Origin of the sequence: Paenibacillus tundrae (assembly GCF_030812775.1) — a bacterium.
In the GTDB taxonomy this organism is placed as follows: Bacteria; Bacillota; Bacilli; order Paenibacillales; family Paenibacillaceae; genus Paenibacillus; species Paenibacillus tundrae_A.
The window spans coordinates 1-21,334 of sequence record NZ_JAUSTI010000027.1 but is presented as its reverse complement, the minus strand read 5'-3'; the positions used below and the strand labels follow the sequence as shown (position 1 = coordinate 21,334).

General features: G+C 44.4%; 13 protein-coding genes and 2 tRNA genes. 3 read left to right on the top strand and 12 right to left on the bottom strand.

Features of this window, described 5'->3' with window-relative positions:
- Positions 1-8: 8 nt before the first annotated feature.
- The 9 genes from hemA to J2T19_RS26795 form a co-directional block, all read right to left on the bottom strand.
- Complete coding sequence (gene hemA / locus J2T19_RS26835; RefSeq protein WP_307221398.1) at positions 9-1,397, bottom strand: glutamyl-tRNA reductase; 1,389 nt, start codon at positions 1,395-1,397, stop codon at positions 9-11.
- 405 nt (positions 1,398-1,802) lie between these two features.
- The gene (yihA, locus tag J2T19_RS26830) at positions 1,803-2,438 is read right to left on the bottom strand and encodes a ribosome biogenesis GTP-binding protein YihA/YsxC (RefSeq protein ID WP_145049895.1); all 636 of its coding nucleotides are present in this window, start codon (positions 2,436-2,438) and stop codon (positions 1,803-1,805) included.
- Between the two features lie 151 nt (positions 2,439-2,589).
- Positions 2,590-4,929, bottom strand: a complete 2,340-nt coding sequence (gene lon, locus J2T19_RS26825; protein ID WP_145049893.1) for an endopeptidase La — start codon at positions 4,927-4,929, stop codon at positions 2,590-2,592.
- 86 nt (positions 4,930-5,015) lie between these two features.
- A complete protein-coding gene (gene lonB, locus J2T19_RS26820; protein ID WP_307221395.1) occupies positions 5,016-6,773 on the bottom strand; it encodes an ATP-dependent protease LonB in 1,758 nt (585 codons plus the stop codon).
- Positions 6,774-6,987: 214 nt separating this feature from the next.
- On the bottom strand, positions 6,988-8,085 hold the full coding sequence (ispG, locus tag J2T19_RS26815) for a flavodoxin-dependent (E)-4-hydroxy-3-methylbut-2-enyl-diphosphate synthase (protein ID WP_128103314.1): 1,098 nt from the start codon (positions 8,083-8,085) through the stop codon (positions 6,988-6,990).
- Positions 8,086-8,207: 122 nt separating this feature from the next.
- The gene (gene clpX, locus J2T19_RS26810) at positions 8,208-9,461 is read right to left on the bottom strand and encodes an ATP-dependent protease ATP-binding subunit ClpX (protein ID WP_145049891.1); all 1,254 of its coding nucleotides are present in this window, start codon (positions 9,459-9,461) and stop codon (positions 8,208-8,210) included.
- A 12-nt stretch (positions 9,462-9,473) separates the two neighbouring features.
- On the bottom strand, positions 9,474-10,064 hold the full coding sequence (gene clpP / locus J2T19_RS26805) for an ATP-dependent Clp endopeptidase proteolytic subunit ClpP (protein WP_056698043.1): 591 nt from the start codon (positions 10,062-10,064) through the stop codon (positions 9,474-9,476).
- Positions 10,065-10,438: 374 nt separating this feature from the next.
- A complete protein-coding gene (gene tig / locus J2T19_RS26800; protein ID WP_145049889.1) occupies positions 10,439-11,779 on the bottom strand; it encodes a trigger factor in 1,341 nt (446 codons plus the stop codon).
- A 138-nt stretch (positions 11,780-11,917) separates the two neighbouring features.
- A complete protein-coding gene (locus J2T19_RS26795; RefSeq protein WP_370874966.1) occupies positions 11,918-12,850 on the bottom strand; it encodes a hypothetical protein in 933 nt (310 codons plus the stop codon).
- Between the two features lie 360 nt (positions 12,851-13,210).
- Between J2T19_RS26795 and J2T19_RS26790 the strand changes: the two genes are divergently transcribed.
- Together J2T19_RS26790 and J2T19_RS26785 are read left to right on the top strand one after the other, a co-directional pair.
- Positions 13,211-13,284: transfer RNA gene (locus J2T19_RS26790), tRNA-Arg, on the top strand.
- 294 nt (positions 13,285-13,578) lie between these two features.
- Entirely contained in the window at positions 13,579-14,808 is a 1,230-nt protein-coding gene (locus J2T19_RS26785) for a CynX/NimT family MFS transporter (RefSeq protein WP_307221388.1), read from the top strand.
- Positions 14,809-14,969: 161 nt separating this feature from the next.
- Here the strand turns inward: J2T19_RS26785 and J2T19_RS26780 are convergent, their stop codons facing one another.
- The 3 genes from J2T19_RS26780 to J2T19_RS26770 all read right to left on the bottom strand — a co-directional run bounded on the left by J2T19_RS26780 (position 14,970) and on the right by J2T19_RS26770 (position 20,594).
- On the bottom strand, positions 14,970-19,016 hold the full coding sequence (locus tag J2T19_RS26780) for a S8 family serine peptidase (protein WP_307221386.1): 4,047 nt from the start codon (positions 19,014-19,016) through the stop codon (positions 14,970-14,972).
- Positions 19,017-19,413: 397 nt separating this feature from the next.
- Complete coding sequence (locus J2T19_RS26775) at positions 19,414-20,187, bottom strand: class I SAM-dependent methyltransferase (protein WP_307221384.1); 774 nt, start codon at positions 20,185-20,187, stop codon at positions 19,414-19,416.
- A gap of 333 nt (positions 20,188-20,520) precedes the next feature.
- Positions 20,521-20,594: transfer RNA gene (locus J2T19_RS26770), tRNA-Arg, on the bottom strand.
- A 308-nt stretch (positions 20,595-20,902) separates the two neighbouring features.
- Between J2T19_RS26770 and J2T19_RS26765 the strand changes: the two genes are divergently transcribed.
- Positions 20,903-21,196: a magnetosome magnetite crystal formation protein family gene (locus J2T19_RS26765; protein WP_145049880.1), complete on the top strand. Its 294-nt coding sequence runs from the start codon at positions 20,903-20,905 to the stop codon at positions 21,194-21,196.
- Positions 21,197-21,334: the final 138 nt, after the last annotated feature.

Here is a 21,334-nt window from a genome sequence, read left to right as displayed (position 1 = left end):
CACCCGCCTTATACGCCTGCCGGGACATAAGCCGGCATAGCATCTTGCCGGTTGTCGTTAAGATGAACAGCGGCTGGTTTGCGTAAAGCCGAGGCGTCGCTTTGATTTACTTTCTCCGCGGCCGTCTCCACTGCATCCTCCAAGGCAAAAATTTGGGTGAACATGTTCAAAGCTTCATCACCATGCTTCGTACCGGCCATTTCCTTGATTCGATTAATCGGATCAGTCGTCATTTGGTTGACGATACTTTTGGTCAGGCGACGGATTACTTTGCGTTGATGTTCATCAAGCTCTGGCAACTTGTTGAACAGACTTTCCATTGTCTCTTCATGAATCGATGCACCCTTCTCCTGCAAGGCACGAATGACAGGGCGAACACCTAATGTTTTGAGCCAGTGATAGTAGTCTTCCATCTCCAGTTCAATCATCTTCTCAATCTTGGCCGCTTCGACCTTGCGCATCTCTAGGTTGCTCTCCACAATACCTTCTAGGTCATCAATATCATAGAGGAAGACATTAGAGATCTCACCGATTGCCGGATCGATGTCACGTGGAACTGCGATATCAATCAAGAACAGTGGGCGCGACTGCCGACGCTTCATGCTATCGCGAACAACGGAGGCATCCAATACATATCGATCAGCCCCAGTAGAACTAATAACAATATCCACTTCATTCAGTCTCTCTAGTGCTCTTTCCATCGTGCACGGCGTTCCTCGAAACTTCGCTGCAAGCTCCTCTGCCCGTGCAAGTGTACGGTTAGCAACAATTACTTCAGAAGCACCATTGGCATACAGATGTTTGACGGTCAGCTCACTCATCTTACCAGCTCCCAGAATGAGAACCTTCTTATCCGTGAACATCCCAAAAATCCGTTTGCCTAGCTCTACTGCTGCATAACTGACAGACACCGCACTCTCACCAATCGACGTCTCTGAATGCGCTCGTTTACCTAAGGTAACCGCCTGCTTGAATAACATATTAAACCAAGTTCCAGTCGATTTCTCTTGCTGTGCAGTGAGAAAAGCCTGTTTTACCTGTCCGAGAATCTGCGTTTCTCCAATGACCATCGAATCCAATCCGCAAATAACCCGGAACAAATGACGGATCGCTGTATCATCTTCATATATATATAAGTGTTGCGTAAATTCTTCTCGCGGAACATTAAACCATTGCTCCATAAACGTACGAATAAAATAACCACACATGTGCAGACGGTCTACCACAACATACAGTTCTGTACGGTTGCATGTGGCCACGATTACACCTTCCAATACACTCTTGGTCAGCTTGAGCTGCTGCAGCGCTTCGGACAAATCCTTTTCTGCAAATGTGAATCGTTCCCTAATCTCTACAGGCGCCGTGCGATAATTCAAACCAACAACAACGATGTGCATTGCAAGTTCACCTGCCTAATAAATTTCCAATCAAAGTGTTTTCTACATATATACATCCATCTATAACGGACATGGTTAATTATATCACACATCATGTCCAGGGCCGGGGGATTTTTATGAAATGTTTATGAAATTCACATGTAAATCATCTTATGCATTGTCATATATTGTAGTGTCTCACCAATCTTCGCCGTTATGCGTTACGATCCTATTTCGTAGATTTCCATATTATAATCCGTTACTAAAACAAATAGCCATGGAATAATTCCATGACTATCCAGACTAAGATTGATGCGCGCTTGGCTTACATTAACACCCAGCCAATCTCTAATGATCTATTAGTTGACTGTAAATGCAGCTCGCTTCATCCATGTTGCCGAGAAGGGTGTGATCGCCCGTCACCCATTAAGCTTCGTTATTCTCTTCGAGTTCAGGATCCACAGGTGCATACTTGCCTACAGCCGCATGACGTGAGATGATCTCCCATAATTCGTCTTTGCCTATTCCTTCTTCTGATGAAAATGCTACAAACAGATCCCCCGAACGAAGACCCAGTCCTTCTTTGATGATCTTAATATGTTTTGGTCGACGTGTTTTTGGGATCTTATCCAGCTTGGTTGCCACAACAACAAGAGGAAGCCCATGATGGCGCAGCCACTCGTTCATCATCTTGTCATCCTTGGAAGGCTCATGACGGATATCTACCATCTGCATAACAAGCTTCAATTCCTTGCGCTGCAACAAGTATTTCTCCATCATTTTACCCCAGGCGAAACGTTGCTCTTTGGATACCTTGGCGTACCCGTAACCTGGGAAATCGACGAAGTAGAGATCCTGATTAATTTTATAGTAGTTGAGTTGCTGCGTCTTACCCGGCGTAGAACTTGTCCGCGCCAAATTTTTACGACTGATTAAACGGTTGATCAGGGATGACTTCCCCACATTGGAACGTCCCGCCAGAGCAATCTCTGGTAAACCGTCATCTGGGTATTGTTCAGGCCGAACGGCACTGATTATAAATTCGGATTGGTTTACTTTCATGATATATCTTTCCTCTCTTGATCTCCTGTAGAACGTACTGAAGGTATTATGCCATGGTTTGTTGTTCTATCATACCAAAAAAACCGTTCATGCGGACGCCGAAGCCTCCGCAAAACGGTTTATTCTTCATACGCTCCCTTAGATATTAGGATTACAGGTGAATTCCTGCCTGCTCTACAAGTGCGTGCTCTAACACCTGATCCATATGGGCAACCGGGACAAATTCCACATCTTCCTTGATGCTGTCTGGAATGTCTCGTAAGTCCCTCTCATTATCTTTGGGCAATAATATTTTTTTGTAGCCTGCACGGTGAGCTGCGAGTGATTTCTCCTTCAGACCACCAATTGGCAATACACGACCACGGAGTGTAATCTCTCCAGTCATGGCAATGTCTTTCGATACATGTTTGTTCGTGAGTGCAGAGATCAATGCCGTTGCCATTGTGATCCCGGCAGATGGACCATCCTTCGGAATAGCCCCTTCCGGTACATGGATGTGAATGTCATTTTTCTCATGGAAGTCCGATGCAATCCCCAGTTGAGCCGCTTTGGAGCGAGTATAACTGAAGGCTGCCTGAGCCGATTCCTTCATGACATCGCCCAATTTACCTGTCAGCGTTAGTTTGCCTGATCCAGGCACAACGGTTACTTCAATAACAAGGGTATCCCCGCCTACCTCAGTCCATGCGAGTCCAGTTACTGTACCGATCTGATCTTCCAGTTCAGCCATTCCATAGCGGAACTTGCCTGGGCCAAGATAATCTTTCACTTCATCTGCTGAAATATTAATCTGACCTTCTACTCCAGATACGATATTCTTAGCTGCCTTCCGGCATAAGGATGCCATCTGTTGCTCCAGATTCCGTACACCGGATTCACGTGTATATTCACGAATGACACGAAGTAAGCTGTCGTCTCCTACATTCAACTGATCCTCCTGCAGACCATGATCTTGCTTCTGCTTCGGCAACAGATAGTTTTTGGCAATCTGCAGCTTCTCCAGCTCCGTGTATCCAGGAATATTCAGCATTTCCATCCGATCTAGAAGCGGACGAGGGATACTGTGTACGGTATTAGCCGTTGTAATAAACATGACGTTAGATAAGTCAAACGGCAATTCTACAAAATGATCACTAAACGTATTGTTTTGTTCTGGGTCAAGCACCTCTAGCAATGCTGCGGAAGGATCTCCACGGAAGTCAGAGGCCATTTTGTCAATCTCGTCCAGCAGGAACACGGGATTAAGCGACCCTGCTGTCTTCATCCCTTGAATAATACGTCCTGGCATTGCCCCAACATACGTCCGGCGATGTCCACGAATCTCAGCTTCATCCCGTACACCACCAAGTGAGATTCGAACGAACTCTCGTCCCAGCGATCTGGCAATCGAACGAGCAAGGGATGTTTTACCTACCCCTGGCGGCCCAACAAGGCATAGAATCGGCCCTTTGAGCTTTTTCACAAGCTTTTGCACAGCCAGGTATTCAAGCACACGTTCTTTAGGCTTTTCCAAACCATAGTGATCGGCGTTCAGGACATCCTCAGCCTTTTGAATATCGAGGTCATCCTCAGTCATCTGGCTCCATGGTAGAGCCAGCAGCCAATCCACATAGTTACGGATCACTCCACCCTCAGCAGAGCTTGCAGGCATTTTCTCTAAGCGATCAATTTCTTTTTCTACCTTTTCCTTCACTTTCTCAGGCAGATCAAGAGCCTCCATCTGATTGCGAAGTTCTTCGACTTCACCCGCGCGGCCTTCTTTTTCACCTAGTTCTTTCTGAATCGCCTTCATTTGCTCACGCAGATAATATTCCTTCTGGGTTTTCTCCATCTGCTTTTTCACACGTTGACTGATTTTGCGTTCAAGCTCCAGCACTTCACGTTCATTATTAAGAATATCGAGAAGTTTCTCCAAGCGTTCACGTACGTCCACCGTCTCTAGGATCTCCTGCTTATCCTTAATCTTCAGAGACAAATGACTCGTAATGACATCAGCCAACCGACCAGGCTCTTCAATATCAGACACGGCTGCCAGTGTCTCGGGTGTCACTTTTTTGGACAGATTAATATAATTTTCAAACTGGTTGAGAACAGTCCGCATCAGAGCATCCGTCTCTGGATGGTTATTCTCCTCCTCAGGCAGCTCCTGCGCCAGCACCTCGTAATATTCCTCGTTGTCCATATATTCAATGATTTCAGCCCGTTCCAAGCCTTCTACGAGTACACGAATCGTACCGTTAGGAAGCTTCAGCATCTGTCTGACCTTGGCCACGGTTCCGATTCTGAAAATATCTTCTTGTGTTGGTTCCTCAATATTTACTTCGGCTTGAGAACATAGGAGAATCAAATGTTCCTCTACCATCGCTTTTTCTAAAGCCTTGACCGATTTCTCCCGGCCCACATCGAGATGCAGTACCATACTCGGGTAGACGAGAAGTCCTCTTAAAGGCAGTAAAGGAAAACGACGACCTTTCGCTTTGCTCGGTCCCATCGCTTTCGCACCTCCAATGGCTCTCAGGTTGTAGTCATTCATTATTCTATCAAATGTTCACATAAAAAACCAATGAAGGGAAGCGCTTAGCAGCTTCCCGAATCCGTAACTTGCCCTGGACGAGGCACATCCGCACGCAAAAATGATGCTGAAGCTGGTGGAAAAATCTCGGTTGCCGGAACTGGAGATTCTTCAACAAGCTGTGCCTGCTCCGATGATTGTATATCTGGAACCCACGCGAAAACTTCACGAAATACATCTTCAACCGTATCTACTGCAACAACACGTAAGCCCTCCAAATTTTCAAAAATGGATTGCCAGTTCTCCGCAGGAATGATCACGGTCTTCGCTCCTGCCTGAAAAGCCGCCTCCACTTTAGCCAGTACACCGCCAATAGGCTTCACGCGTCCATGAATACTAACTTCACCCGTCATCGCCGTCTCATGATCAACAGGACGTCCCTGAATCGCTGAAGTAATCGCAGTTGCCATCGCGATCCCTGCAGACGGGCCATCAATCGGCGTGCCTCCCGGAAAGTTGATATGCAAGTCATAATCCGTTGGACGAAGACCCATCGCTTTCAGGACAGTAATGACGTTCTCAACAGAACCTCTGGCCATACTTTTTCGCCGGAGCGTGCGTGAACCGCCTCCAATCTCTTCCTCATCCACAACGCCTGTAATATTAATGACACCTTGATCCTTATGCACAGGCACAGCGGATACTTCAATTTCGAGGAGTGTACCCATATTCGGTCCATACACCGCCAGCCCATTCACAAATCCAACCTGTGGCCGCGATGGCACCTTACGATCTGGACGTGGTTGAATCTGACTACTGCCTGCCACCCACTCCACATCAGAAGCTTGAAGCGTTTCACGCTTTTCAGTTAATGCCAGTCCCGCTGCTAACTGTATGATATTAACCGCCTCACGACCATTCGTTGCATACCGCTTAACTACCTCCACAGCCTCCGGACAAGGGCTAAACCCAATTTTCTGTACCGCGTCCTTGGCAATTTCTCCAATCTCTTCTGGCAATAACGAGCGGAAATACACTTCCATACAACGCGAACGCAAAGCTGGCGGTAGCTCATGAGGTGAACGGGTTGTCGCTCCAACCAGACGAAAATCGGCCGGTAAGCCATTTTGAAAAATATCGTGGATATAAGCAGGAGTATGCGTGTCTTCCGAGTTATAGTACGCACTCTCCAAAAAGACCTTGCGGTCTTCAAGCACTTTCAACAGTTTATTCATTTGAATAGAATGCAATTCACCAATCTCATCAATAAAAAGCATTCCACCATGCGCCTTCGTTACAGCTCCAGGCTTAGGTTGAGGAATACCGGCCACTCCCATTGCTCCTGCACCCTGATAGATTGGATCATGCACCGAGCCAATCAACGGGTCAGCAATACCTCGTTCATCAAAACGCGCTGTTGTCGCATCCAGCTCCGTGAATTTTGCATCCGGTTTAAACGGAGAAGTTGGATTTTTCTTAGCCTCTTCTAAAACCACCCTCGCGGCTGCTGTTTTCCCAACTCCAGGAGGGCCGTAAATAATAACATGCTGCGGATTAGCACTGCATAACGCCGCTTTTAGTGCACGCAGCCCATCTTTTTGCCCAACAATATCGTTAATTGTGGTTGGACGAGTCTTCTCCGCAAGTGGCTTAGTTAGCGAGATGGAGCGCAGCTTGCGCAATTTCTCCAGCTCTTTGCGTGACTCACGCTCAACCGCGCTGCGGTTCGTTTTCTGACCCCTTAACAGGTTCCAGAAATATAGGCCTATCACCACACCAAAAAATAACTGAATCAACATGAAGACCATTCCAAAATCACCCATGTCTCAACATCCTCCTGTTCTGTCTCCTATTCATATGTGATCATGCTAATACTTGGTAGTATGACCTTTTCGCGGAGACGTAAACGGGGAATTTAGAATTTCTGTCGGGAAATACACAAAAAGCCCGTCATGACTGACGGGCTTTCTCCGTAATATATTAAGGTGAGTTTGCAGACGGAAAAACGATTCTGAAAACAACCTTTGTATAAAATAATTAGTGCGAGCGACCAGGAATGACACCTGTAGCTTCATAGGACTCCACAATTTTATCGATTTCTTTTTTCAATTCTTCAACCATCGTTTCTTCCGGCACTTTACGAATCATCTTACCATGTCGGAACAATAGACCTTCGCCTCTAGCACCTGCGATGCCAATATCGGCTTCCTTCGCTTCACCTGGGCCGTTAACCGCACAGCCGAGCACGGATACCTTGATTGGCACCTTGAGCTTGGAAATGTACTCTTCGACTTCGTTAGCGATGGAGAACAGATCAATATCCAAACGACCGCATGTTGGGCAGGAAATCAATGTCGCTGCATTCGAAATCAGCCCAAAGGTTTTGAGCAAATCACGTGCTACTTTAATTTCTTCTACCGGGTCTGCACTCAGTGAAATTCTCATTGTCGAACCAATTCCCATGGATAACAGAGCGCCCATACCTGCGGAACTTTTGATCGTACCCGAGAACAATGTACCTGCCTCAGTAATCCCCAGATGCAACGGATATTGAATAACCTGAGCCGCTTTGGTATAAGCTTCAATGGCCATAGGCACATCCGATGCCTTGAGGGAAACGATAATATCATGAAAATCCAGTTCTTCCAAAATACCAATGTGATACAATGCACTTTCTACCATAGCATCAGCCGTAGGATACCCATACTTATCTAGCAAATGGTTCTCTAATGATCCCGCATTTACCCCAATTCGAATAGGGATTCCACGTGCTTTACAAGCTTTTACAACCTCTTCGACTTTCGCACGTTTACCGATATTCCCCGGATTAATCCGTACTTTATCAATCCCGTTCTCGATCGCCAGAAGAGCGAGCTTATAGTTAAAATGAATATCTGCTACTAGCGGAATATTAATGCGTTTCTTGATCTCTTTGATCGCCGCCGCAGCTTCTTCATTATTTACTGTTACACGAACCACCTGACAGCCTGCTTCCTCAAGTCGAAGAATCTCTGCCACGGTTGCCTCAACGTCTGCCGTTTTCGTTGTACACATACTCTGGATTATGACATCATTATTGCCACCAATCGTTAAGTTCCCCACTTTTACGGGACGTGTATCTTGTCTTAAATACATGAGTGATTTCTCTCCCCACAACGTCAAATCTCCACCCTGACAGAGACATCAAATTCGTCTTCTGCCAAAGTGGAGGACTGACAAGTCTATATTTCAGAGCTTACTGGAATACGCCACCTAAATTAGGCGCTTTCTTCCTGCTTATCGTCCTTAGATTGGCCGAGTTCAGGCACAACTCTTTTCTCAACGACTTCTTCCGTGATTACACAGTTGGTAACATCCTCACGTGAAGGCACTTCATACATGATTTCAAGCATGATGCCCTCAATGATTGCACGCAATCCACGCGCGCCCGTGTTACGTTTAATGGCTTCTTTTGCAATGGCGAGCAATGCTCCTGGTTCAAACACCAAGTTAACATTGTCCAGCTCAAGCAATTTTTGATATTGCTTCGTAAGTGCATTTTTTGGTTCGGAAAGAATCCGTACCAACGTATCTTCATCCAGCGGCTCCAACGTGGAGATGACTGGCAGACGACCTACGAACTCTGGAATCAGACCGAATTTCAGCAAATCTTCTGGCAATACCATGCCGAGATATTCGCCTGGTTTCAGATCCTTTTGCTCAGCGACTGTATTGAAACCAATGACTTTTTTACCAATACGGCGTTTGATCATTTGTTCCAATCCATCAAATGCACCACCGCAGATGAACAGAATATTCGTTGTATCAATCTGGATGAATTCTTGATGTGGATGCTTACGCCCACCTTGTGGTGGCACTGAAGCAACCGTTCCTTCCAAAATTTTCAGCAATGCTTGCTGAACACCTTCACCCGAAACATCACGTGTGATAGAAGGATTCTCGGATTTACGAGCAACTTTATCAATCTCATCGATATAAATAATGCCGCGCTCTGCTTTTTCAACATCATAGTCAGCAGCTTGGATCAGCTTGAGAAGGATATTCTCAACATCTTCACCAACATAACCTGCTTCCGTCAAGGACGTTGCGTCTGCAATCGCAAATGGAACATTGAGGATTTTGGCCATCGTTTGCGCAAGTAATGTTTTACCGGAACCCGTAGGTCCTAACAGCAAAATGTTACTCTTCGACAACTCAACATCTTCAATTTTGCTTTGGGTGTTGATCCGTTTGTAGTGATTATACACTGCAACAGACAACGACTTCTTCGCTTGTTCCTGTCCAATAACATATTGATCCAGAATTCCACGAATTTCTTTTGGTTTCGGAATATCTTTCAGGTCGATTTCTTCATCATGACCCAATTCTTCCTCAACGATCTCGGTGCACAATTCGATACATTCATCACAAATGTAGACGCCTGGTCCAGCGACCAGTTTACGCACCTGTTCCTGAGATTTACCGCAAAAAGAGCATTTCAGTTGCCCTTTCTCATCGTTAAATTTAAACATGAAACCACCCCTTTAGGAATTGATCGGTCTACTGAGCACCTGGTCAATAATGCCGTACGTCTTGGCCTCTTCAGCACTCATGAAAAAGTCACGGTCTGTATCCCGCTCAATTTTCTCAAGGGACTGACCTGTACGATCGACGTATATTTGATTCAGTTTCTGACGTGTTTTAATAATCCATTCTGCGTGTATCTTAATATCCGCAGCCTGTCCTTGAATGCCGCCGAGCGGCTGATGAATCATTACTTCACTGTTCGTCAGCGCATATCTCTTGCCAGGTGCGCCGGCTGTCAGCAATAACGAACCCATACTTGCTGCCATTCCTACGCAGATGGTAGATACATCCGGCTTGATATATTGCATCGTATCGTATATACCCATCCCTGCAGTAACAGAACCACCAGGTGAGTTAATGTACAAGCTGATGTCCTTTTCAGGATCGTCCGCTGCCAAAAACAAAAGCTGAGCTATGACAAGATTGGCTACATCGTCATCAATCGCACTGGTTAGAAAAATAATGCGATCCTTCAGCAAACGGGAATATATATCGTAAGACCGCTCGCCTCGATTGGTTTGTTCTACAACCATTGGCACCAGACTCATGAGACCAACCTCTTTTCTACATGTAATTAGACATAGGTTATTTGTAAAGCAAACCCAAATTCATTCTATCACGTTCCTGTTCCAATGTCATTTCTCACAGGTCGTGTACAGCATAGGTTTGTTTACTTTATAACCTGATCATATTTAACCATGTTTTCTATGTATGTGCAAATCGAAGCAATCCTATGCCGTTTAACCATTTTTTATTTGCATTAAGCACATAGGTAAGTATGCCATAAAAGCAATATGAATATGTTAACTATCCAGTTTATTAATCATTTTTCTATAAAATGGATGTCGCAATTTAAAAATAAGGCACGCAATGACTCACGTGCCTTATCGTTTATTCAACTGTTCATTAGTAACAGCTTGTCTTATTTTTCGGCAGATTCTGCAGCAGCTTCTTCAGCTGGAGCTTCAACTGGCTCAACCACTGTGCTGTTCTCAACGAGAACATCAATCGTTTTGCGCAATTTAACTTCATCACGAAGGCTGTCGAGGGAACCATTACCTTCGAGAATACCACGAATCTCTTCAACTGGACGTTTGTAAGATTCAGCCATTTTCTCGAGTTCTTGATTCACTTCTTCGTCAGATACTTCGATGTTTTCCGCTTTACCTACAGCTTCGAGAACCAGGTTGTTGCGAACACGTTTAGAAGCATCTTCTTGCATTTGTGCTCTCAGATCAGCTTGAGTCTGACCGGAGAAGCTCAGGAACATTTCAAGGTTCATACCTTGGTTGCGAAGACGGTTGTCGAAATCGCGCATCATGTTCTGTACTTCGCTATCAACCATTGCAGAAGGGATGTCCACTTCAGCGTTTTCAGCCACTTTTTCTACAACTGCGTTTTCTTGTGCACCTTTGAACTCATCCGCTTTGCGGGATTCCAATTGTGTTTTAAGATCAGCTTTGTATTCTTCAAGTGTATCGAATTCGCTCACATCTTTAGCAAACTCATCATCCAATTCTGGAAGCTGTTTGCGTTTGATTTCGTGTACTTTCACTTTGAATACCGCTTGTTTGCCAGCCAGTTCAGCTGCATGGTAGCTCTCTGGGAAAGTTACTTCAACGTCTTTGAAGTCGCCTGTGGACAGACCCACAACTTGCTCTTCAAATCCTGGGATGAATGTGTTGGAACCCAGTTCCAAGGAATAACGCTCTGCTTGTCCACCTTCGAAAGGTACACCATCAACAGAACCGTCGAAGTCGATTACGGCAACATCGCCGTTTTGAGCAGCACCTTCGTCAACTACAGTAAGTTCTGCGTGACGTTGTTGGAGACGCTCAAGCTCTTCTGTTACTTCTTGCTCTGTAACTTCACCTTTAGCTACAGCAACTTCAATACCTTTGTAGTCGCCCAGTGTAACTTCTGGTTTAACTGTTACTTTCGCTTTGAACTTGAATGCTTGTCCTTTAGCGAATTGCTCAATATCTACATCAGGACGATCAACTGGGAAGATATCCGTTTGATCGATAGCTTCTGTGTATGCTTCAGGAAGCAAGATGTCAATTGCTTCTTGATACAAGCTTTCCACACCAAAACGAGCTTCAAAGATTGGACGTGGTACTTTACCTTTACGGAATCCAGGTACATTCGCTTGTTTAACTACTTTATTAAAAGCTTTGTCGAGTGCTTCAGTTACACGATCTGCACCCACTTCAACTTCAAGAACCCCAAGGTTCTTCTCTATCTTTTCCCAAGTTGCTTTCATTGTATACTTTCCCCTCCAAAATTCACATGTTCACGTAGGCGATCACGTACAAAATAACCATTTTAGTATAAACAAGATTACATTCTTTTTCAAGGGGAATCCCTTGATGCCGTTTGAGGAAAACGTTTCCCGCCCTTTTTAGCCGTCCAAACCGGCAGAAACAAACTGTTTCATCGAACGATATGCTTGCTCTAAACGGAACCGCATAGATCCCGTCACGGCATACATAGAACGCGTATCTTCTTCATTATGTGTGCCGCTTAAACTATCCGCAACAGTCATATGTAATGCTGCAGCCCAAATGTCCGTCATGGAATCATTTTCCTCCAGCATGGATGCATAATCACGAGTACCATACACCGCCATGACAAATTGTATCCACAACTCCTGGGCAAAGTAAAATAGCGTAGGTTCATGAACCTCCGTCTGATCTGCTACCCTTTCCAGAATACGAACAATCTGAAGCGGAAACTCTTCTGGTCGCAGAGGTACTGTGTCAATCTCCACTTCAACCTGCTCCTCATTTCTGGTAAATATGACTTCACCATGAGCACCGCGGCGCCGCAAAGTCTGTAATACACGGAATTGTAGCAATGGATGAAGTGACTTATCCTTCAACCAGCTCGTTAGTGCGTCGTCAATCTCCGGAAGATCAAGATAGGCGAGTTGTTCCAGTGCTAACATCGTTTGCTCTGAAAGTGGTTCCTCCATAACTGTCCGAAGCAGCTTATCTGCATAACCTTCATCCTGCTCCAGCTTGGACTTCGCATGCTGACGTGCCATATCCTCTTCGCTGATTTCCTCTTCTTCTCGTACCTCTCCAATGACTGGAGATTCTTCCCCATAATTAGGAAAAGCAGCCTGAAGCCATTCAAGCAAAGCTCGCCATTCATCATAATGCCGTTCTTCCTGTCCCTGACATTGCAACAAAAAACGGAGCAATGAGATGGCTTCACCATACCGTTCATTTTCCAGCATCACCGTCAATTGAATCTGGTAATAGTCCAACGTTTTGGGAAACAGCACAATATTATTGCTGTGCTCGGTTTCCGGGTTCGTGGATTCCTTAATAAGAGCACCTCCTCTATTTTTTGATTTTCATATGGAAACGATGATAAATAGATGTATCCACATTTTGCATCACTCGATTGTCCTCTTAAGGAGTTCACGGAATCAAAATTCAGACGAACTGAATCACCTTGAACTACACCGTGCTCATCGAAAAAACGCTTAGCATGTGTTGCAAAAGGCTCGTATATTAAGCAAAAAGCGATCTATTTTCTGAGTTCTCCTGATATTCTAACATAACCTGAATTATAATGAAAAAAACACATTGGACGCCAAATTTCATATACAAAAATAATACGTTAATAAAATGTTTGATATTCATCATTATTTATGATAAAATCATTTTTGCTTGAAAAATTTCATGTCTCAGTAGCTCAGCAGGATAGAGCAACGGCCTTCTAAGCCGTCGGTCGGGGGTTCGAATCCCTCCTGGGACGTATCTAAGAAAACTTCCTTCGGGAAGTTTTTTTGCGTTCTAGGGATGAGAACCCCAATGGTTCGTCGGAGCATTCGCTTCGAGAGCATAAACTTTTCAGTCTCGACTGCAAAGAGTATCCCTCCTGGGACGTATCTAAGAAAACTTCCTTCGGGAAGTTTTTTTGCGTTCAGGGGGTGAATCCTCTTTCAATTGGATTGTTCTGACTTGACACAAAGTGTTATGCTTGGCGAATGGATATGTAACAATCCATACATATTAATTATCATTCTTTAGAAAAATAGGAGATCTAATTATGTCAGCTTCAACACATCAACAATCGTCAACACCTGACGAAACTAAACATTCCACCGCATCCAAAAGATACGGCTTATTGCTAGCAGGCATTATCGTTATAGCCGCAACGATGCGTTCCCCTATCACAGCAACAGGTCCCGTTGTAGAAATGATCCGGGCAGATACGGGGATCGGACATACGTTGGCAGGCCTCCTAACCTCGCTTCCCTTGCTAGCTTTTGCAGCAGTATCTCCATTTGCACCCCGCCTAGCTAAACGATTAGGAATAGAGTCCGCACTGCTGATGGCTGTGCTCATTGTAACGATAGGTGTACTTTTACGTCTGTTGCCCTCGGTTATTTCTCTGTATATTGGAACTGGTATTTTGGGGTGTGGCATCGCGTTAAGCAACGTATTGTTACCGAGTTTAATCAAACGTGACTTTCCACTACGCGTAGGGATCGTGACCGGATTGTACTCTGTGTCCATGAATATATTTGGCGCGATCTCTTCAGGTGTCAGTGTACCCATCGCCGGAGCAACCTCTATGGGCTGGCGTGCTTCGTTAGGCATATGGGCAGTGTTATCCTTGCTAGCACTCCTTCTGTGGCTACCACAAGTTGCTGCGGGACGCCAACGCCTGCTCTACGTTGCTTCTTCGAGCGAAGGCACACCTGTGCGTCTCCGATCTTCTTCCCTAGCTTGGTATATTACCTTGTTTATGGGGCTACAATCTTTAATATTTTATACAACAATTACTTGGCTTCCAGAGATACTCACCGAGCAAGGTTTCAGTGCTACATCAGCAGGCTGGATGCTTTCGCTTATGCAAATGGTTAGCGTACCAGTAACCTTTATCGTTCCAATCCTTGCCGGCAGAACTCAAGATCAACGTATACTGACAACCGTAACGTGCTCATCGTTAATTGTTGGTTACGCCTTATTATTAAGCGGAGTTTCTTCCCTAGTGACTATAGGTGTCACATTGGCAGGAGTAGGCGCTGGTGCTTCGTTTGGATTGGTGACCATGTTCTTCGTCCTTCGTACAAAGGATGCAAGACAAGCCGCAAATCTGTCTGGTATGGCTCAATCGTTCGGATATATGCTGGCAGCAGTTGGTCCATTACTGCTAGGCATGCTTCATGACTGGACGAAAGGGTGGACTTTCCCATTATTAGTTCAAGTAGTCCTTGCCGTTGGTCTGTTAATCACAGGCATTCAAGCTAGCAAGAATCGAATGATTGGTTAGTTTCCCATTATACGAATCATAGCTAGACTTAATGACCTACACACATTGTCTTCTCTCTTCAGTACATTGATAAATAAAACGGCCCCCATCCTCAAATAAGGAATGGGGGCCGTTTTAGTACATACAAATTCCTTCATTAATACACTCTCAAGTAAGCAACTTTACTTCACTTTAACCGTGATTGTATCCGTGCTGGTCACTCCCGCTGCGTTGATCAGCTCTGCTCGATACGTATACGTGCCTGATGCCTTACCAGACAAAACACTTACAGCGCTTTGAGCCTGAGGCGTTGCCGCTTGGAGCTCTTGCGTATCGATCAACTCATCATTCTCATAAAGGCGGTATTCAGTAGCATTGGTTCCCCACCACAAGTTCATCGTTACTTTATAGTTGCCATCTCCATCCCAGTTATCTTGGGAAAGAACTGCTTTTCCTGGGGATGCATTTGCAACCCGTACAGTCAGCGTCTGGCTCCGCGTTGTTCCCTTGTCATTGGTTAGCTCAGCTACATACGTATATGTGCCATTAGATTTACCCGTAATTTTCGTCTGAGCAAACTGTGCCGAAGGAGCATTGTACGTCAATTTTTGCGTGTCAATTAAAACTCCATCTTCATATAACTTGTAGCTCGTTGCGTTCTCGCCCCACCACAAGTTCATGCTAACTGTGTACGTCCCTTCCAAAAGACCGTTGCCACCACCGTTATTGTGAGACAATACAGGTGTTCCAGGTGCTCCTTTTGCAGGAGTTTCCGGCTCAGTCACCGTCGATTGAATGGTCAGCGTAGTTGTCGCTGTACCAGAAAGCCCTTGTTGGTCTTTAACCGTCAATTCAACGGTATATTCACCTGCAGCGCTATCCTCCAACGAAAGATTGAAGCTACCATCGGCCTGTATTTCAAATGCATCTTCTTTAACAATCGAACCATCTTCCTTTTTCACCACATACGTAGCTTCCAAGGAAGCCGCTGGATCAAAATTAATGTCCCAGCCATTCGCAAGTGCAGGTGCAACTCGGAAATACAAGTCTTCTACGCTACCGTTAATGATAACAGATTCATCTTGCTTAAATTCCAACGCTTCTGGTGCCGTTACAATTGGAGCTGTTTTCTTCACCAAAAATGGAGGTGTATCTTCTTTATACGTCTTACCATCAGCACCGAGCGCAGTGATATCAACCGTATACAGACCATCCGGAATCTCAGTCACTTCGTCGGTAATATAATCTGAATAATTACCACTCCATGCTAGATTGTATCTGGCATTGGCATTGAAGTTGAAATAGTTACCAAAGATAGATCCGATGTATCCATCTTCATAATATCCACCCTCTGGGTCAAGACCATCATAGATTTCAATCAGTGCAAATGTCATTGGATTGTAAAATTCCATGGCTACATTAAGTGTGTCTAATGTTCCATCAGCCTTCAGTGGATAATGGAATGGATTTTTCACATCACCTGTTACTGTTTCAATGTATTTAACCCCACTCAACGTAACGTTGAAATGAGCTACATAAGGCACTGTAAAAGTATTCGTTCCATTCGATAGTTCAATGTATCCTTGTGCCTCAGTTACAGCAGTAACCCCTTGAGGAACTGTAATTGTAACTGCCAGCTCTTCCTCACCGTTCAGCGTGAATGAAGTCTTGTCTACAGCTACCGATACACCTGGAACCGTACGAGTTGGATTAACATTTACTGTGTAATCACCGCCACTACCGTTCAGTGCTTCAACTTTAATCGTTTTGGTAACTGTCTTTTCATCTGTTCTCAAAAAGTTACCGTAATTAATGCTACCGGTGATATTTTCTTTTTCGACAAGCGAGCCACTCTCTGTATACTGTGTTACATCCAGCACTTTAATCAGTGCAACGGGATCAATCGTATTTACAGCCTGAATACGACCTGCACCTTGATCAAACACATCAAATTGATTGGTATCGAGCACTTTACCATTGTTCATAAGTGCTACTTTGATATCAAATGGTGTCCAATCTGGATGTTTCTCAATCAACAGTGCAATAAGACCTGCTACGTGCGGTGTAGCCATACTTGTACCTGTTTTACGATCATAAGCTTGAGTGTAGTCTGCAGCAGGCTCGTCTTTGCCGTAAGCAGGAATTGTAGACAAGATACTTGTACCCGGAGCAACGATATCCGGCTTGATATCGAGAGTTACCTTCGCTGGGCCACGGGAACTGGATGAATTCATTTCATCGCCTGGTGTTTGATCACGTTCGAAATCACTAAAGCTTACTTCAATGGGTTGTCCCGCATCTAGTGCTGCCTTAATAACCTCTCCATCTTCCTTCGTCATACTCAGCGTCGGAATTAGCTCAAAATTATCACCCAGACTTACGCCGATTGGACCCGGAATATTGTTATATACAATAACAGCTACGGCTCCAGCCGCTTTAGCATTAGCGATCTTCTCAACAAATGCTAGCTCACCACGTTGGATCAAAGCCACTTTTCCTGTAAAATCCTTACCTTCAAACTCAGTCGGTTTACCAAGTCCTGCGAATTCCAACTTGTATTCATCAGTCAATACTGATTCAGGATCTGCTGACAGACTCCAGCCCATCAGATCTAAACGATAAACGGATTCTGTAACAGCCAGTGGAGCGATTTCCGTTTCAGTCGGTGCAATAACGGACTCCTCTTCTACTGGAGCAGCAGCTTTAGTAGAAGCTTCTTCTGTTGTAGAAGGCGAAACTGGTTGATCATTATTTTCTGTAACAACGTCTTCTTCGTTCGAAGCCTCGACATCAGCAGTTGCTTCTGTTTCACTTCCAACTTGCTCTGAATTAGTAGAAACTGTTTCGTCAGAAGTTATGGACTCCTCACTTGCTCCACCTTCTTCAGGAGCAGTCACGACCACTTCTTCCTCAGGGGTAGTTGTCTGCGTGTCTTGTTCTTGAACAACAGGCACTACTATTTCAGGCGCTGTTCCTAGTTCTGGAGACTGTTCTAACTCAGGTTGTTGCTCTGGTGAAGTTTCATCGCCCACATCACCAATTGAGAAATGAGTATTAGCTGTAATCAGCTGGCTAGGCCCAGTAGAGTTACCAACCGTAATAGCCATAGCGGATGCACCCGGAGATCCGAGTGTATAGCGATTCGGCCCATCGTTACCACTTGCCACTACCGCTGTAACACCAGAAAGCATTGCATTGTTAAGAGCTACAGATGTAACATAACTTGGGTCATTCGCTGAATTACCCAAAGAGAGGTTAATAACATCCATCCCATCTTTAACTGAACGGTCTATTCCTCCAAGTACCCAAGAGGTTTGTCCACTGCCGTAAGGCCCCAGAACACGATAAGCATAAATGTCCGCTTCTGGAGCAACGCCAACAATGCCATAATCTCCTGCTTCACGCGCTGCAATTGTACCCGCTACGTGCGTACCATGAGAAGTGTAATAAGCACTGCCATTAGCATTGAACTCAGGCTGTCCAGATGCTTTCCATTCTTGATAGGTCGCTTCATACGGATCACTATCGTTGTCTACAAAATCCCATCCACCCTTGTAAGCTTCTTGCAGGTTCGGATGTTCGTAATCGATCCCTGTATCAATCACGCCCACTTTGATGCCATTCCCCTTGTATCCCAAATCCCATACTTCAGGCGCACCAATAAAAGGAGCTGTGTCTTTCATATACGGATTTACTTCATCCGTTTCAGGGCCCAGTGTAACTTCCAGATCCGGATAAATACTGACTACACCAGGTATGCGAAGCAATTGTCCCAATTGGTTTCCCTTCACTTCAATGGCTACACCATTCAGGGCATATGCGTAATTTTCCAATACTTCATGTTTGATTTTTTTCTGAGTGAGGCTATGTACAAATGACTGTTGTTGCTGCTCGACTTGAGTCACAGCCTTTGTTTCCATAGAGGAGGTAAAAGATTTTCCTTCGAGGGTTGATTCACCTTGCGCTACAGCGACGGGTTTATCGGAAAGCTCAACGATGACTCGTGTATTCTCTCCGCCCAGACCTTCCAGGCTTTCATCCAAAAATGGATCTGCTGCAAGCCTAGCCTCTCGCCCTGCAAGAATATCCCTCCACTGTTTCGCTTCGGCCTTGCTTGGCATATTCTCAAGCAGAACAACTGAATCTGCGGGAGCGGCTCCAGCCGCTGGTAGAATAATAGAAAAAATCATAAGAACACTTAATAACATGGATATCAATCGTTTACTCAAGGCTATGCCCCTCCTTTATAATGTGAATACCTCACCAAATGATGGGTTCCTGCGCTAGCAAGCACTGCAATACCTGCGACAATTTCACCTTCCAATCTGCAAGAAGATTGACCCTTGGTAAATTATTCTACCAAAATACCACATTTTCCTTCTAAATAATAACAAAAATGATATAGAAATTACTTATATGGTTCTTATGTACCTAAAAAATATTAAAATTGCATTTTTTGTCGATTTAATTCTATGCCTGTAGAACCAACAAACAAATAGGATCAAAAACCTCTAACAAAAGAGGTATTTGATCCCTAGTCATCGTGAACTACCCTACATATATTGTTTTACTGCAAAAATTTCATTTCTTCATTTTAATTCACATAACAACTTAATTATCATTTTTTTAACTAATAGGTTTCACTGCTTCCACGCGTAAACGTTTATAATCAGCATAAATCGCGTCTTGTTTCCATAGCTTTGGCACAACAAGCTTACTTGTTTCAATGCAGATCTCATGTATCTGTTCTGAATGCAGCCCTTCAAAATAATCTCCGCCAAATTGGGCTAACCAGCCCTCGATTCCCTGTTCTCCATCTGACAGCTTAGTTGGTCGGTCATAATGATAGGACTGTCGCACCATAAATCCTTGTTTCTCCAAAAGCGAGCTATACTCTCCGATCGTTGGAAAGTACCACGGATTTCTAGCCGATGCATTCATACCTGTGCTGCGCTCTAACACCTCTTCCAGTACATGAATAATAATGTCAACATTCCCTTTCCCGCCAAACTCAGCCACGAAACGCCCTCCTGGCTTCAATGCATTCCATATGCTGCTGACTACAAGTTGGGGATTACGCATCCAATGTAGAGCGGCATTAGAGAAGATGGCATCAAAAAGCCTGTTTGTCTCAAAATGATGACCGTCCCCTTCCCTAAATTCAAGATGGGGATACTTGTCACGTGCACGCCGAATCATATCTGAGGATGCATCTATACCAACGGCCTCAACCTCGTACAAAGATATCTCATGTGTCAGATCTCCTGTTCCGCAGCCTAAATCTAATATATATTCACCCTTTTGAGGCTGTAACCACGAAATGAGATTTTTGCCGTACCCCGAAACAAAAGCCAGTTTATTGTCGTATTCATCTGCCTTCCATTGATTCAATGATTGCATCTATACCACCTTCGCTTTCATCGTTGATACAGTTCATTGTGGCACAAAACATCTTATCAATAAAATATATAAATGTTATATAATTGATAGTTTTAAACTATAACTTGCGAAGTAATCGTGCTAGAGAAGCCGATCTCCGACGAACCATCAGGGGTCTCATCCCTAGAACGCAAAAAAACTTCCCGAAGGAAGTCTTTTTCTTACGTCCCAGTAGGGATACTCTCCTTGCAGTCGAGACTGCGAAGTGGTGCTCTCGAAGCGAATGCTCCGACGAACCATCGGGGTTCTTATTCCTAGAACGCAAAAAGACTTCCCGAAGGAAGTCTTTTCTTACGTCCCAGGAGGGATTCGAACCCCCGACCGACGGCTTAGAAGGCCGTTGCTCTATCCTGCTGAGCTACTGAGACAAATATGTATTAAAAAATACCGCGTGATCTCTATTATACTCTCATTTCATTATTTTTCAATACTTTTATGAAATAATTAATAATTTTCATCATCAATGCTTCAAACACCTCGTTCAACTCCCTCCTGTCTCTACCACAAATAACACATATGCAATTCCTTCAGCGAATACGATGACAAAAAGCGGGCACGATGGATATCATACCCCAACATCTTATGAAAAAAGCTTTAGATCGATTTATGACTGAACCTGATGGGTAATCCATTGCATACATACTTATGAATGAAACGAATAAAGGAGAGATCTGCTATGAGACAGTTACTATCCGCATTATCCTATTTCAGTATTTTCTTTGCCCCTTTTCTGTTCCCGATCATTGTGTGGATTGTTGCACGTGACCGTTATATTGAAGGGCATGCCAAAAGAGCCTTATTTTCACACATCTTCCCCTTCATTGCTGCTATTCCTTTGATTTATTTTTTCGTGACTGCCCAGAACGTTGCTTCTGCTTTTGGATTTGTCATTCTGTTCTTTATTATTTATGGCTTGAGCTTTGTGTACAATGTGTTCAAAGGAATCCAAGTACTGCGCGAATATGCCTAAGCCACTTTGCCATATGGCTGGTAGCTATAAAGAAAAACCCGCTTAATGGTATTATCCCCTTTAAGTAGACACTTAAAAAAACCTTCATGTTATCATGAGGGTTCAAGTGAGACTTGGAGGGGATATTTTTTTATGGCG